Annotated in this window: 13 protein-coding genes; 8 read left to right on the plus strand and 5 right to left on the minus strand. The window is 59.3% G+C overall.

Going from position 1 to position 14,279, the window contains the following annotated elements; all coding sequences use genetic code 11:
• Position 1 precedes the first annotated feature (1 nt).
• The 4 genes from ACR0AG_RS16205 to dusB all read right to left on the minus strand — a co-directional run bounded on the left by ACR0AG_RS16205 (position 2) and on the right by dusB (position 5,809).
• Positions 2–2,284 carry a sensor histidine kinase NtrY-like gene (locus tag ACR0AG_RS16205; RefSeq protein ID WP_480840763.1) on the minus strand — a complete coding sequence of 761 codons (2,283 nt, stop codon included), beginning with the start codon at positions 2,282–2,284 and terminating at the stop codon, positions 2–4.
• Between the two features lie 98 nt (positions 2,285–2,382).
• On the minus strand, positions 2,383–3,750 hold the full coding sequence (locus tag ACR0AG_RS16210) for a response regulator (RefSeq protein ID WP_480840765.1): 1,368 nt from the start codon (positions 3,748–3,750) through the stop codon (positions 2,383–2,385).
• The gene (locus tag ACR0AG_RS16215; RefSeq protein ID WP_480840767.1) at positions 3,750–4,829 is read right to left on the minus strand and encodes a two-component system sensor histidine kinase NtrB; all 1,080 of its coding nucleotides are present in this window, start codon (positions 4,827–4,829) and stop codon (positions 3,750–3,752) included. Before ACR0AG_RS16215 ends, ACR0AG_RS16210 begins: the two co-directional genes overlap by 1 nt.
• Positions 4,826–5,809 (minus strand): tRNA dihydrouridine synthase DusB, encoded by a 984-nt coding sequence (gene dusB / locus ACR0AG_RS16220; RefSeq protein ID WP_480840769.1) that lies wholly within the window; start codon positions 5,807–5,809, stop codon positions 4,826–4,828. The genes ACR0AG_RS16215 and dusB overlap by 4 nt, the downstream gene beginning before the upstream one ends.
• Before the next feature lie 292 nt (positions 5,810–6,101).
• On the opposite strand from dusB, the gene ACR0AG_RS16225 reads away from it, so the two are divergent.
• From ACR0AG_RS16225 to ACR0AG_RS16260, 8 genes are all read left to right on the plus strand, one after another.
• On the plus strand, positions 6,102–6,599 hold the full coding sequence (locus ACR0AG_RS16225; protein ID WP_480840771.1) for a phosphatidylglycerophosphatase A family protein: 498 nt from the start codon (positions 6,102–6,104) through the stop codon (positions 6,597–6,599).
• Positions 6,596–7,072 (plus strand): CinA family protein, encoded by a 477-nt coding sequence (locus tag ACR0AG_RS16230; protein WP_480840773.1) that lies wholly within the window; start codon positions 6,596–6,598, stop codon positions 7,070–7,072. The genes ACR0AG_RS16225 and ACR0AG_RS16230 overlap by 4 nt, the downstream gene beginning before the upstream one ends.
• 183 nt (positions 7,073–7,255) lie before the next feature.
• Positions 7,256–8,437, plus strand: a complete 1,182-nt coding sequence (locus ACR0AG_RS16235) for an ammonium transporter (RefSeq protein ID WP_480840775.1) — start codon at positions 7,256–7,258, stop codon at positions 8,435–8,437.
• A gap of 137 nt (positions 8,438–8,574) precedes the next feature.
• Entirely contained in the window at positions 8,575–9,252 is a 678-nt protein-coding gene (locus tag ACR0AG_RS16240) for an orotate phosphoribosyltransferase (RefSeq protein ID WP_480840777.1), read from the plus strand.
• Between the two features lie 226 nt (positions 9,253–9,478).
• Entirely contained in the window at positions 9,479–10,969 is a 1,491-nt protein-coding gene (locus ACR0AG_RS16245; protein ID WP_480840779.1) for a replicative DNA helicase, read from the plus strand.
• 262 nt (positions 10,970–11,231) lie between these two features.
• Positions 11,232–12,266: an alanine racemase gene (gene alr, locus ACR0AG_RS16250; RefSeq protein ID WP_480840781.1), complete on the plus strand. Its 1,035-nt coding sequence runs from the start codon at positions 11,232–11,234 to the stop codon at positions 12,264–12,266.
• A complete protein-coding gene (locus ACR0AG_RS16255) occupies positions 12,263–13,045 on the plus strand; it encodes an MlaE family ABC transporter permease (RefSeq protein ID WP_480840783.1) in 783 nt (260 codons plus the stop codon). Before alr ends, ACR0AG_RS16255 begins: the two co-directional genes overlap by 4 nt.
• Complete coding sequence (locus ACR0AG_RS16260) at positions 13,042–13,788, plus strand: ATP-binding cassette domain-containing protein (protein ID WP_170796742.1); 747 nt, start codon at positions 13,042–13,044, stop codon at positions 13,786–13,788. The genes ACR0AG_RS16255 and ACR0AG_RS16260 overlap by 4 nt, the downstream gene beginning before the upstream one ends.
• Positions 13,789–13,790: 2 nt before the next feature.
• Here the strand turns inward: ACR0AG_RS16260 and ACR0AG_RS16265 are convergent, their stop codons facing one another.
• Positions 13,791–14,213 carry an acyl-CoA thioesterase gene (locus ACR0AG_RS16265; protein ID WP_480840785.1) on the minus strand — a complete coding sequence of 141 codons (423 nt, stop codon included), beginning with the start codon at positions 14,211–14,213 and terminating at the stop codon, positions 13,791–13,793.
• Positions 14,214–14,279 lie beyond the last annotated feature (66 nt).

Genomic DNA, 14,279 nt, shown 5'->3' on the forward strand with positions numbered 1-14,279 from the left:
TTTAGCCTGCTTTCAGTTTGTTCGTTTTAATAGCCTGTTTGCTTGACGCGACGGTCGGGGTCACATCGACCCCGGGCAGACGGATAACAGCCATCGCGCCAAAATGGTCCTGTCCGTCAAAGATGGGCGCATCTTCCAAATTCAGCGCACCGCCATGTTCTTCAATGATCTTTTTGACGATGGGCAGGCCAAGGCCAGTACCCTCGTCGCGGGTGGTTACATAAGGCTCAAACAGCCGTGCCCGGTCTTCGGGCAGACCGATGCCGTTATCGGCTATGGTAATCTCGGTGCCTGCATCGTCACTGGCCAGAGACACCTTGATCTGGGGTTTAAGGTTGTCCGGGGCACCTCTCTCTTTCAGCGTGCCAATTGCTTCACCCGCGTTCTTGATCAGGTTGGTCAAAGCCTGATTGAGCATTGTCGCATCGACATCGCCCATCACCGGCTGATCCGGCAAATCCGCATCGATCTGAACATCGGGCTGACCGGCCTGTTGCAGCAAGACCGCCTCACGCACCAGATCGACAATGTTTTCCTCGTGTCGCTCGGGCTCTGGCATGCGGGCGAATTTCGAAAACTCATCGACGATCCGGCGCAGATCATTGGTCTGCCGCACGATCACATCGGTCATGGATTCAAGGCTGCTGCAATCATCCTCGTCCAGTTTGCGCGAGAATTTGCGTTTGATCCGCTCGGCGCTCAGCCCGATCGGGGTCAGCGGGTTCTTGATCTCATGCGCAATACGGCGGGCCACATCACCCCATGCGGCCATGCGCTGTGCACTGACCAGATCGGTCACGTCGTCAAAGGCCAGAACATAGCCCTCAAGCCCGCCTTCTTCGCCACGGCGGGTCGCCATGCGCACCAGCAGGTTCTCCAACTGCCCTTTCCGCGTCACCTTGACTTCGCCCTGCACGGCCTCTTGCCCACTGTCTTTCAGGCTTTCGAACAAGGGCATGAATTCGGGTACAGCGATGCCAATGGCCAGTTGTTCGCCGCTTTTCGACCAATCCAGAAGACGTTCGGCCGAGCGGTTCACGAAGGTCACACATCCATCCGGGTCTACGCCGACCACGCCCGACGTTACCGAGCTGAGAACCGAGTCAAACAACCGCCGCCGGCGTTCGATCTGTTGAGTGTTCTCCAAAAGCGTGTCGCGCTGCCCCTTCAACTGCCGGGTCATCTGGTTGAAGTAGCGGCCCAGCATGGCGATTTCGTCATCGCTGGCCTCTTCGATCACCTGAACGCTCAGATCTCCGGCGCCCACACGCTGCGCGGCAGTCGTCAGACGGCCCACGGGGCGCGACAGTCGCTCGGCAAACCACATGCCCAGCGACATCGCCGCCAGGATCAGGATCACCGCAAACCCAAGATAAAGAAGGCCGAACTGGAACAGCACCCTGCCTCGCTCGCTTTCGAGCTGGCTGTAGAACTGCGCCGTTTCCTTGGTGTCATCCAACAGCGTCAAAAGCTGCCCGTCCACCTCGCGGCTGACATAGAGATAGCGATCCAGATAGGCTTGCAACGGCACCAGCGCCCGGAACTCGCTGTTTTCCCAATCGGCAATGATCAGCAAACCCTGATCGTTTGCCGCAATAAAATCTTCGGGCGTGGGCGGTTCGTAGTTGAACAGATAGGACCGATCCCCCCGGGACCGGATCTCGCCGCTGCCATCGATCACATAGGCCTCGCGCAGGCCACGCTGAATTTGTGACTGCCCCTGCGCCAGCACCTCGCGCAGTTCAGCATCCGAGATGTAAAAATCAAGATTGCGCGCATTGTCCAGGAACCGCGCCAAAACAGCAGCGTCCTGCGTCAGACCCTCGCGATGTTCGGCCTCATAAGCCTCAGCCGCGGTCAGGGACGAACCGACCACCTGCCGCACCCGATCCGAGAACCAGCCCTCAAGCCCGATATTCACAGTCAGACCGGCAAAGATGGCCACCGTGACGGTAGGAACCAACGCCAGCAGCGTAAAAGCGCCGATCAGGCGCAGGTGCAGCCTTGAACCAGCCGATTTTGCGCGCCGCGCCGCGATCAGACTGCCCAGCTGCCCCAGCACAAGCGCGGCGACAACGAGGACATAGACCAGATCGGCCAGCAGAATCAGGCGCAATGCCGGAGAAGTCGAGCCCAGATCAAACGGTCCGATGACCAGATAGGTCGCCAGCGCTAGGCCCGGGCCCAATATCACCAGACCAAGGGTTCCGAAATTGCGGAATTTCCGTGACTTACGCCACCGGTTGACCCAAAGGATCGGCCCGTTCTGTGCCCGGGATGCCACCGTCTGCCCTCATACTGATGTGTCGCTTGCGCGACGAACCGCCATATTTCGTGGTCGTTGCCCGGAAAATACCCGGATGCCACGTTTGTGTGGCGATATTACATCAGTTTGCGTCGGCGTGTCACCTGAATATCGAGGTCAGTGATCTTTTTCCGCAGCGTATTCCGGTTAATCCCAAGCAAATCCGCACATTTTGCCTGATTGCCGCCGGTCGCATCCAGGGCAATTTCGATCAAAGGCGCTTCGACTTCCCGCAAAATACGCTGATAGAGGCCCGGAGGCGGCAGCATATTGCCGTGCAGATCAAAATACCGTTTGAGATGCCGGCCAACCGATGCCGACAGCTTTTCCCGCTCCCCATCGCCCAGAACCGGTTCGGCCTCGGGCTGGCTGCCCAGCACCATCTCGACCTCGATTTTCGAAATCTCGTCGGTGCGGCTGGTCAGGCTCAAGCGGCGGATCGCATTTTCCAACTGCCGCACGTTTCCGGGCCAGGAATACCGGCGCACCAGTTCCACCGCTTCGGGGCTCAGCCAGCGCCGGGTCCCTGTTTCTCGTTCCTCGCGGGCAAGGAAGTGATCCGACAGCAAGGTAATATCGTCCACCCTTTCGCGCAGCGCCGGAACGTGGATCGTGGCCCCACAGAGGCGGTAATACAGATCTTGGCGAACACGGCCGCTCTCCATCGCTTCGGTCAGATCGCTCTGGCTGGTGGCCATAAAGCGCGGAGTGTCGTCGCCGGGCGTGTCCATCATGCGCACGATACGGGCCTGAATCTCATCGTCGATATCCGAGATCTCATCGATCAGCAGGGTTCCCCCCCGCACCCGCGCCATCACGCGCGCGGGGCCTTCAAGGTCGCTCAGATCCGCTGCGGTGGCTGTGACAAACGGCAGATTGCGCCGATCTGAAAAATCGTGAATGGCCCGTGCAATCAGGGATTTACCAGTTCCGCTTTCGCCCGATATCATGACAGACAAATCCGTGTTCATCACGCGGGCGACCAGACGATAGAGCGCCTGCATCTGTGGCGTCCGCCCCACCAGCGGTAATTCGTCCGGGCGATCCGGCGCGGCCTCGGCAGGTTCTGCCTGCGCCCGCTGCTTTTGTTCCAGCGCGCGTGCGGTGCGCTTCATCAGATCGGGCAGGTCAAACGGTTTGGGCAGATAGTCATACGCCTCGGCCTCGGCGGCCTGAATGGCGGTCATAATCGTGTTCTGGGCCGAGATCACGATAACCGGCAAACCCGGACGGTCCTGCGCAATCTTCGGCAACATCTCAAGCCCGTTTCCATCCGGCATGACCACATCCGAGATCACGACATCGCCCTTGCCTTCGGCGACCCACCGCATCAGCGTCGTAAGCGAAGACGTGGCGTGAACCTTACACCCTGCCCGCGTCAGAGCCTGCGTCAGAACCGTTCGGATTGTACGGTCGTCATCAGCCACCAGAACTGTGCCATCCATCAAAGGCTCTCCTTCGTGTCATCTTTGGGCGCCCGCCGTAGGGACAGACGAAAAACGGTGCGACCGGGAACGGATTCAGCCGAAATCCATCCATCGTGGTCGGATACGATCTTGCTGACCAGGGCGAGGCCAAGTCCGGTGCCGTTTTCCTTGCCGGACACAAACGGGTCGAAAATATCGCTCCGGATTTTTTCCGGCAGGCCTGGGCCATCATCGATGATCTCGATCTGCAACGGCAGCGAATGGCCCGATCCATCGCTGCGGCGCAGGCGGAACGAATGCTCGAAATACGTGCGCAGACGGATGGTTCCGCCTTTGGGATCAGCCGCTTCCGAGGCGTTCTTGAGCAGGTTCAGGACCACTTGCAGGAACTGATCCGGGTCGCCATAGGCCAGCGGCAGCGATGGATCATAGTCCTCGATGATCGTCATATGGGCGCCAAATCCCAACAGAGCGGATCGCCGCGCCCGGTCCAACACGTCGTGAATATTAACCGGTTTGAAATCAGGCTCCGACAGGTTTCCGAATTGCTCCACCTGTTCCAGCAGCTTCACGATACGGCGGCTTTCCGCGACGATAAGGTCTGTAAGTTCGAGATCTTGCGCGGGAATATTCATGCTCAGCAATTGTGCCGCACCGGTGATGCCCGCCAAAGGGTTCTTGATCTCATGCGCCAGCATTTCGGCCATCCCAATCGCCGATTGTGCCGCGGATTTGACGGTGTTCCCGCGTGTCATGCGCGTCGCCAGTTCGCGCGGGGAAACGATCATGATCATGGTGCCGGGGTGCCCGATCAAAGGTGCAATCTGCAGCGCGCATTGCAATGGCGCGCGATTGCCCGAACCGACGTCGACATCGTTTACGAAAAGCGGCGTACCTTGCGCGCGGGCGCGCAGAAAGGCCTCCTCCAGCGGCGCATCGACCGCGATCTGATCCCAGACCGGAGTGCCCACAACCGATTTGCGTGAGGCATTCAAAAACCCTTCGCCCGAGGAATTCACGTCGATAATCACGTCTTGCGCATCAATGATGAAGGCGGGGACAGGCAGCGATGCCCATATGCTGTGATCCGAGGTCATGCGGCCACCTCATGCCCTTCGGACAGCGCATCCCCCAGCAGGCGCAGCACCTCAGCCGGATCGCGCGCAGTCAGAACCGAGCGGCGCAGGGCGGCGGGTGTTGCGGCCTCATCCATGTACCAGCCCAGGTGCTTGCGGGCGACCCGCAGGCCAAGGTCCGGCCCGTAGAACCCCAGCATGGCCTCGTAATGCGAGCGCACCATGTCGACAAGTGCCGTTCCCCTTGGAATATCAGGCAGTTTTGCGCCGAACAGATCGTGGCAGACCTGGGCCAGCAGCCAGGGTTTGCCCTGCGCACCGCGCCCGATCATCACACCGTCGGCACCGGACTGGTGCAGCGCCACCTTGGCCGTATCTGAATCCAAAATGTCGCCATTTGCAATCACCGGGATCGACACCGCATCCTTGACCGCCCGGATCGCCTGCCAGTCGGCGCGTCCCTTGTAGAACTGGCACCGGGTGCGCCCGTGGATCGTCACCATCCGGATCCCGGCCTCTTCGGCGCGGCGCGCCACGTCCGGCGCGTTCAGCAGCTTGTCATCCCACCCCAACCGGGTTTTCAGTGTCACGGGCACGTCCACGGCTGCGACAACCGCTTCGATCAGGGTCAGCGCATGATCGGGCGTCTTCAGCAAGGCCGAGCCAGAATAGCCATTTGTGACCTTCTTGGCCGGGCATCCCATGTTGATATCGATTACCCGCGCGCCGCGGTCGGCGACCTGGCGGGCCGCTTCGGCCATCCAATGCGCCTCGCGCCCGGCCAGTTGAACGGCTGTGTTTTCCACATCCGCCGACAGTTCGGCACGTTCACGCACACCGGGTTTGGCCTGAACCATTTCCTGGCTCGCGACCATCTCGCTGACGACCATTCCGGCGCCAAATCCCATGACCAGATCGCGAAAGGGCCGGTCTGTGATTCCAGCCATGGGCGCCAGCAGCACCGGAGGGTTCAGGTCTTTTTCAGCAAGACGCAGGGTCAATGTGCTTAATCCTTGAGCATTCGTGTTTGAGATAAAGAAATTCCGGCATATGAACAAGAAAACGGCGGCACACAAGCTTGCAAAATCATCACATGCCTAATTTTTAGGCACAATGCCCCAGGGAATTGCCTCTGCTTTCACCGCCCCTTAAACAAAGGCGACAACCCTGCGGGCTTTGTTCTGCCCTGATGGGAATGGCAAATTTACAAAGGCGTCCTCTGCACACAGAAGACACAGTTTACCAAGGACCGGATATGAAGGCGGCACTCACACAATTGACCAGAGCACGACCATGACCGCGGCGCGTTTGATTGCGACGGTGGGTGGCGTCGGATACCTCAAACCGGCCCCGGGCACCTGGGGATCACTGGCCGCCCTGCCCATGGTCTGGGTCTTGCATGTGATCGGTGGTTTTCCCCTGTTGGCGCTGGCGACCGTGTTGGTTTTTGGTGCAGGGGTCTGGGCCACGCGCGTCATGACCGCCGGGCAGGACAACCATGACCCATCCGAGATCGTGATCGACGAAGTTGCGGGCCAATTCATCGCACTGTGGGCAATTTCCTATCCAGCGTGGTCGCATGACATTGAAATCACCGCACTTTGGCCGGGCTGGGTTGCGGGGTTTCTACTGTTTCGACTGTTTGACATCACTAAACCCGGCCCGGTCGGCTGGGCGGACCGCCGCAACGACCCCATGGGTGTGATGTTGGACGATGTGATCGCCGGCGTCTTTGCTGCAATCGGCGTCGCCCTTTTGGCTGCGTTTTCGCACGGAGTTCTGGGCCTATGAGCAAAGCAGCGCTTCTGGATCAAGCCAAAACGCGCGGGGTCATGATCGCCACGGCTGAAAGCTGCACCGGCGGCATGGTCGCCGCGGCCCTGACCGACATACCGGGCAGTTCGGCGGTGGTCGATAGGGGCTTTGTCACCTACACGAACGAGGCCAAGCAGGACATGCTGGGTGTGCGAGGTGATACTCTCAGCGCTTTTGGTGCAGTGTCCGAACAAGTGGCACGGGAAATGGCCGACGGCGCGCTGCGCCACTCAAAGGCCCATCTGGCGGTATCCATCACCGGCATCGCGGGTCCCGGCGGGTCTGAACACAAACCCGAGGGGCGTGTGTGTTTTGGCCTGGCCCGCAAGGGGGCGGAAACGCACACAGAAACTGTAGAATTTGGGGCTTTGGGCCGCGACAAGGTGCGCCTTGCAGCCCGCGACCATGCGCTGGCCCTATTGCAGAACAGCCTTTCTCAAACCGCCTGATTTTCGGGCAAAGGCTGCGAAAACATGCAAGTTCTGACATCAATTGAACAAAAGGCCACAAAATAGGCAGGTTTTTCGCCACCTGCCTCTTTTTCCCTCAACTCACCTCCGCTTCAACCCGCTTCCATATCGACAAGATGCCTCGGCCTGCGCCGGGCACCAATAGGGGAAGGAGACCGGCCCATGAACGGAGCCGATACAGCCTGGATCATCGTGGCAACCGCATTGGTCCTGTTTATGACACTGCCGGGGCTTGCCCTGTTCTATGGCGGATTGGTCCGTGCGCGGAACGTGCTGAGCGTATTCATGCACTGTTTCAGCATCGCATGTTTGATGAGCATTCTCTGGCTGGTCGCTGGCTATTCCATCGCCTTTGGCCCCGGTGAGTCCGGTGTTTGGGGCGGGCTGGGCAAAGCGTTCCTGAGCGGTGTCGATGCCGACAGCCTTGCTGGCACCCTGCCCGAGATTCTGTTCTTTGCCTTCCAGATGACCTTTGCCATCATCACCCCCGCCCTAATCGTCGGTGCCTATGTCGAGCGTGTGGGCTTTGGCTTTGTCCTGACCTTCTCGGCCCTGTGGATGCTGCTGTGCTATGCGCCGGTTGTGCACTGGATCTGGGGCGGCGGCATGATGGGCGACGGCGGCATCTTTGGTGAAATCGGCGTTCGCGACTTTGCCGGGGGCATCGTTGTGCACGAAACCGCCGGTCTCGCGGCCCTTATCATTGCGATTGTCCTTGGTCCGCGCCGCAACCGCACCACCCCGCCGCACAATCCCGGCTATGTCATGATCGGCGCGGCCATGCTGTGGGTCGGTTGGTTCGGCTTTAACGGTGGTTCGCAACTGGCCGCGGATGGCGGAGCGGCGATGGCGATGACCGTAACGCACCTGTCCGCCGCGACCGCGTCACTGACCTGGGCCCTGTGGGAGCGGATCCGCTTTGGCAAGGCCTCGATGGTGGGTCTGGTCACGGGCACCATTGCCGGGCTCGCCTCGATCACTCCGGCGTCGGGTTTCGTTGGCCCGGTTCAGGCACTGATCATCGGTGCAGTGGCGGGTGTTCTGTGTCAGGAAGCCGTCAACGTGATCCGCAACAAGCTGAACATCGACGATACGCTGGACGTGTTCGCAGTACACGGTGTCGGCGGCATCTTCGGCACCCTTATGATCGCCCTGTTTGGTCTTGGCACCTGGACCGCACAGCTGGGCGGGTTGCTGATCGTGGGTGCCTTTACGGCAGTTGTCACGTTTGTGTTGGTCAAGGTGGTTGCACTGATCACGCCGCTTCGCGTAGACGCAGAGACCGAAACAAATGGGCTCGACCTCTCGGTACACGGGGAACGCGCCTATGACATGAGCAGCTAAGCCCACCTTGGCGCTCTGCCCTTACGGGCACAAAGCGGACCTCTTGGGGGTCCGCTTTTCTGTTGGGGGCCTCTCGACTCTGGCCCAAGGGTCGGGCTATCAGCCCGCAACATTCCCTTAGCTCAGAGGTTTGCGCCATGATCCCAAGTTCCTTTCCCGACAGCACCGAAATCGCCCGCCTGACTGCTCGGATGCTGCTTGAGATCAAGGCCGTGCATTTCAATTCGCGCGAGCCATTCACACTGGCCTCGGGCCTTCCCAGCCCGACCTATATCGACTGCCGCAAGCTGATCTCCTACCCGCGCATCCGTTCGACCCTGATGGACTTCCTGACCGTCACCGTGATGCGGGACGCAGGCTTCGAGGCATTCGATAATATCGCGGGCGGTGAAACCGCGGGCATCCCCTTTGCCGCCATGGTGGCCGAGCGTATGGCTCTGCCGATGACCTATGTGCGCAAAAAACCCAAAGGCTATGGCCGCAACGCCCGCATCGAAGGCGCGATGAGCGAAGGGGAACGTGTGTTGCTGGTCGAAGACCTGACCACCGATGGTGGATCGAAACTGTCCTTTGTCGATGCCATCCGCGAAACCGGCGCGACCTGTGGGCATACAGCGGTGATCTTTTATTACGGCATTTTCCCCGAAACCGAAAAGACATTGGGCGACCATGGTATCACGCTGCACAGCCTGTGCACTTGGTGGGATGTTCTGGCCGAAGCCAAAGCTCAGAAAGCCTTTGATCAAGATACACTTGACGGTGTCGAGGCATTTCTGAACGACCCGCGCGGCTGGCAGGAAGCCAACAAAGGCTAAAATATCGCTGTGGACGCTTTGGGGATAACCCGGGCAGAATCAGCCTGGCGGAAACAATATGTGGTGACTTTCTGCAAAAAACCCACATAATGCAGCACGCCTTTTTGGTATCAAAGGCCGTGTCGAAAGTTATCCCAAGGCTTTATCCAGAGTTAGCCACAGGTATTTCCAGATAGCCGACACGCAAAAACAGCGTGTAGAACACACCGTGGGCAGCGGGGACAAAATGAACGAGATCAGCAGTATCGAACAGGCAGCGGCGCAGATCCAAAACGCGGAAACCATGCCGCATTCCATCGAGGCGGAACAGCAGCTTTTGGGCGCGATCCTGACCAATAACGATCTATACGATCGTGTGGCTTCGATCATCGGGGCCGAGCATTTCTATGATCCGGTTCATGCCCGCATCTACGAGGTTGCGGCCACACGTATCACCAAAAATACGCTGGCCTCTCCGGTCACGCTGAAATCCTTCATGGCCGAAGATGAAGGCCTGCAAGAGCTGGGCGGCCCGGCCTATCTGGTCAAACTCGCCGGGGCCTCGATCAGTGCCTTTGCGGTGCATGACTATGCCCAGATGATCTATGACCTTGCGATCCGGCGAGAGCTGATCCGCCTGGGCCGGGATATCTCGGACAAGGCGGCGCGGGTCGATGTGGCCAGCGAGCCCAAGGAACAGATCGTCGAGGCCGAGCAACAGCTTTATCAGCTATCCGAGCAGGGCCAGACCGAACAAGGGTTTCAATCCTTCCTCAAGGCGGTCACAGAAGCCGTCAACGTCACCAACGAGGCGTACCAACGCGGTGGCGGCATGGCGGGGATTTCCACCGGTCTGGCCGATTTGGACAAGCAATTGGGTGGGTTGCACCCGTCTGACCTGATCATCTTGGCCGGTCGTCCGTCGATGGGCAAAACCTCGCTGGCGACCAACGTCGCGTTCAACGTGGCCAAAGCCTATAAGCGCGGCACTAAGCCCGACGGCAGCGAAGGTGCTGTCGATGGGGGCGTTGTCGGGTTCTTTTCCCTTGAAATGAGCGCCGAGCAGTTGGCGGGCCGGGTTCTGGCCGAAGCTTCAGAAATCTCAAGCCACAAGATCCGTCAGGGTGACATGACCGAGGCCGAGTTCCGCCGCTTCGTGGATGCCGCAAAACAGCTTGAGGCCTGTCCGCTGTTCATCGACGACACGCCTGCCCTGCCCATTGCACAACTGGCCGCCCGCGCGCGTCGCCTGAAACGGACACATGGGCTGGATCTGCTGGTGATCGACTATTTGCAGCTGTGCCGCGGAACAGCGGAAAACCGTGTCAATGAAATCGCTGAAATATCGATGGGCATGAAAGCCATCGCGAAAGAGCTGAATATCCCCGTCGTCGCGCTGTCACAGCTGAGCCGTCAGGTGGAAAATCGCGACGACAAGCGGCCGCAGCTGTCGGACCTGCGGGAATCGGGCTCGATCGAACAGGACGCCGATGTGGTGATGTTCGTGTTCCGCGAAGAATACTATAAGGAACGCGAAAAGCCCGGCGATCACGAGCTGGAAAAGATGGAAGAGTGGAAGCAGGCCATGGATCGTCTGCACGGCAAGGCCGAGGTCATCGTCGGCAAGCAGCGTCATGGCCCGATCGGTACGGTCGAGCTGTCCTTCGAGGCGCAGTTCACCCGCTTTGGCAATTTGGTCAAACCCTGGCAACAGGGTGGCGAGATCGAAGGCTATTGATCCTGCGGTCGATCTGCCCGGGCAAGGTCTCGGGCAGGCACCGTCAAAGACCGTGGTTTTTGGCGTAAACGATCCCTGTCAGATACGGCTTTTGGTCCCTTTGTCTGTACAATTTGTTTTGATTGCCAAATACAGGCATCGCCTGTGTGAGCTCGCTTTATAAGGGTGATCCGGCTCTGCGCGTGTTCAAATCTTGTCGCGCAGCGCACTATTCGGCGCGTTGCCTCTTGACCTCGCGCCTTCCAATGTCATGAACAAAATCATGAGTACCGCACGCCTGACGATCAATCTCCATGCGCTGAGCCAGAATTGGCAGGCGCTGGACGCCAAGACCGAAGTTGAAACCGCCGCCGTCGTCAAGGCGGACGCTTATGGACTGGGGGCCGAGCCGGTGTCTTGGACTCTGGCCGAAGAAGGCGTGAACAAGTTTTTTGTCGCCGTGGCCGAAGAAGGCGCAGCGGTGCGCGACGCGGTGGGTCCAAACGCAATGATCGGCGTGTTTTCGGGCCATATGGAAGGCGACAAAGACCTGTTGCGCAGCCACAACCTGACACCGCTGATCAACGCGCCCGAACAATTTCAGCGCCACCTCGAAGCACTGCCCGATCACCCCTTTGGCATCCAGTTGGACAGTGGAATGAACCGGCTGGGTCTGGAACCGGCGGACTGGGCTGAACTGCGCGACAAGGCGCTGGCGTTGAAGCCATCGGTTATCATGTCGCATCTGGCCTGTTCGGACGAGCCCGAAAACGCGATGAACCAGCAGCAACTGCGCACATTCAAGGGCATGACCGACGGTATTGGCGTGCCGCGCTCGCTTGCGGCCACGGGCGGGATCTTGTTGGGCCCCGAATTTCACTTTGACTTCTGTCGCCCCGGCATCGGCCTTTATGGCGGGATGCCCTTTGCCGAAGCCCGACAGGTCGTCACGGTCGATCTGCCGGTGATTCAGGTGCGTGCGGTCGAAGCTGGCGAAACGGTTGGATATGGCAACAGCTGGGTCGCGCGCCGCCCGTCGCGGATCGCGACCGTGGCCGCAGGCTATGCCGATGGGCTGCATCGTGCCATTGGCGGCGGCATCGACGCATTTGCTGGTGATCAGCCGTGCCCGGTGGTAGGACGTATCTCGATGGATCTTATTACCGTGGATGTGACCGATTTGCCAAACGACCCAGACCGCCTGCGCATTCTGAATGGGCATCAAACCGTTAACGATCTGGCCGAAGCCGCCGGAACCATCGGCTATGAAATCCTGACCTCTATGGGCAACCGCTATTCCCGAGGCTACGTGGAATGAACCCCATCCATCTGCTGGGCGGATTGGGACGGGCGTTTCTGAGGTTTCTGGCCGCATTTGGCCGGGTCGCCTTGTTTGCGCTCGACGCGATCTCGCACATCTTTCGCCCTCCGTTCTATCCCCGAGAATTCGGAATTGCGCTGCTGAACATCGGCTGGCTGTCTCTGCCGGTTGTTGGCCTGACGGCGATTTTCACCGGTGGCGCTCTGGCGCTGCAGATCTACGCAGGCGGCGCGCGTTTCAACGCCGAGGCCGTGGTGCCCCAGATCGTCGCCATCGGCATGGTACGAGAGCTTGGGCCGGTTCTGGTCGGCCTTATGATCGCGGCGCGGGTGACGTCCTCCATCGCGGCCGAAATCGCCACCATGAAAGTGACCGAGCAGATCGATGCGCTCGTCACGCTGTCGACTCATCCGATGAAATACTTGGCCGCCCCGCGCGTGCTGGCCGCCCTCATCACCGTGCCTGCGCTGGTCGCGGTGGGTGACATCATCGGCATTGCCGGGGGGTACACCGTTGCCACACAGAATCTGGGTTTCAATCCAGCGGCTTATCTGAAAAACACCGTGGACTTCTTGGAAACACGCGACATCGTCTCGTCGCTGGTCAAAGGGGCCGCGTTCGGCGTAATCGCCGCCATCATGGGCAGTTACTACGGTATGAACTCGGGCCGCGGCGCGCAGGGCGTGGGCCGCGCGACCAAGGGCTCGGTCGAGGCTGCCGCCGTTCTGATCCTGGCCGCAAACTTCGTTCTGACAGGGGTGTTCTTCTCGCTATGATCAAGATGGAGAACGTACATAAAGCCTTCGGCGATAACCATGTTCTGCAGGGCATGAACCTTGAGATCCCCAAGGGCACCTCGATGGTGATCATCGGCGGATCGGGCACGGGCAAATCCGTGGCGCTTAAGTGTATCCTTGGCCTGATCAAGCCTGACAGTGGCATGATCTATGTGGATGGCAAAGACGCCACCAAGGGCGACCGCGATGCGTTTCTGGCGCGTTTTGGCATGCTGTTTCAGGGCGCGGCGCTGTTTGACTCGCTGCCGATCTGGCAGAACGTGGCCTTCCGCCTGCTGCGCGGGCCGCTCAAGCGACCGGCGGATTACGCGCGCGAGATTGCCATCGACAAACTGCGCCGCGTCGGCCTGCGCGCCAAGGTGGCCGACCTCTACCCGTCCGAACTCTCGGGCGGGATGCAGAAACGCGTGGGTCTCGCCCGCGCCATCGCCGCCGACCCCGAGATCATCTTTTTTGATGAACCCACAACCGGTCTGGACCCGATCATGTCCGGCGTCATCAACGACCTGATCCGCGAAATCGTGACCGAGATGGGCGCAACCGCGATGACCATCACCCACGACATGAGCTCGGTCCGCGCGATTGCCGACAACGTGGCGATGCTGCATGACGGGGTGATCCAATGGACCGGCCCGGTTGGTCAGATGGATGCGTCGGGCGATCCCTATGTAGAGCAGTTCATCAGCGGCAGCGCCGAGGGGCCGATTGAGGCGGTGCGGTAAGCCTATCGTTCTGTTAACCAATCGGTTGCCCTCGCGATTACATCCTCTGGCAATGCTTCGGCGCGACGTGTTTCAAGGTTCAACAAAACGCATTTGAAAACCGTCGTGAAAGCGGTCTTCTCATCTGAACTGCGAACCAGAGAATGTCGGAATGTGATCGATTTGCTTCCAATCTCTAGAACTTCACTTTTCATTTGAATGGCATCACCCGCACTCAGCTCAGCCAAGAAGTCGCTTTCGGCGTGCACAACTGCGAAAGACATTCTACGCCCGAAACGCATATCTTCTGCCGTCAATCCCATTTCAGATTGAAATGCAAAAACAGAATCCGAACAAGCCGCGAAGTACTTGGAAACGTTCATATGTCCAAGAAAATCGCAGTCCGATGGATCGACTATTGACTTGAAGGCCACAAATGCAGGCATTTGAATTCTCCCTGGATGATTTGTCTGAGTAATAGGGAATCACCTTTGCTAAAATACATCAATCCA

This window comes from Ruegeria sp. H6 (assembly GCF_056532975.1).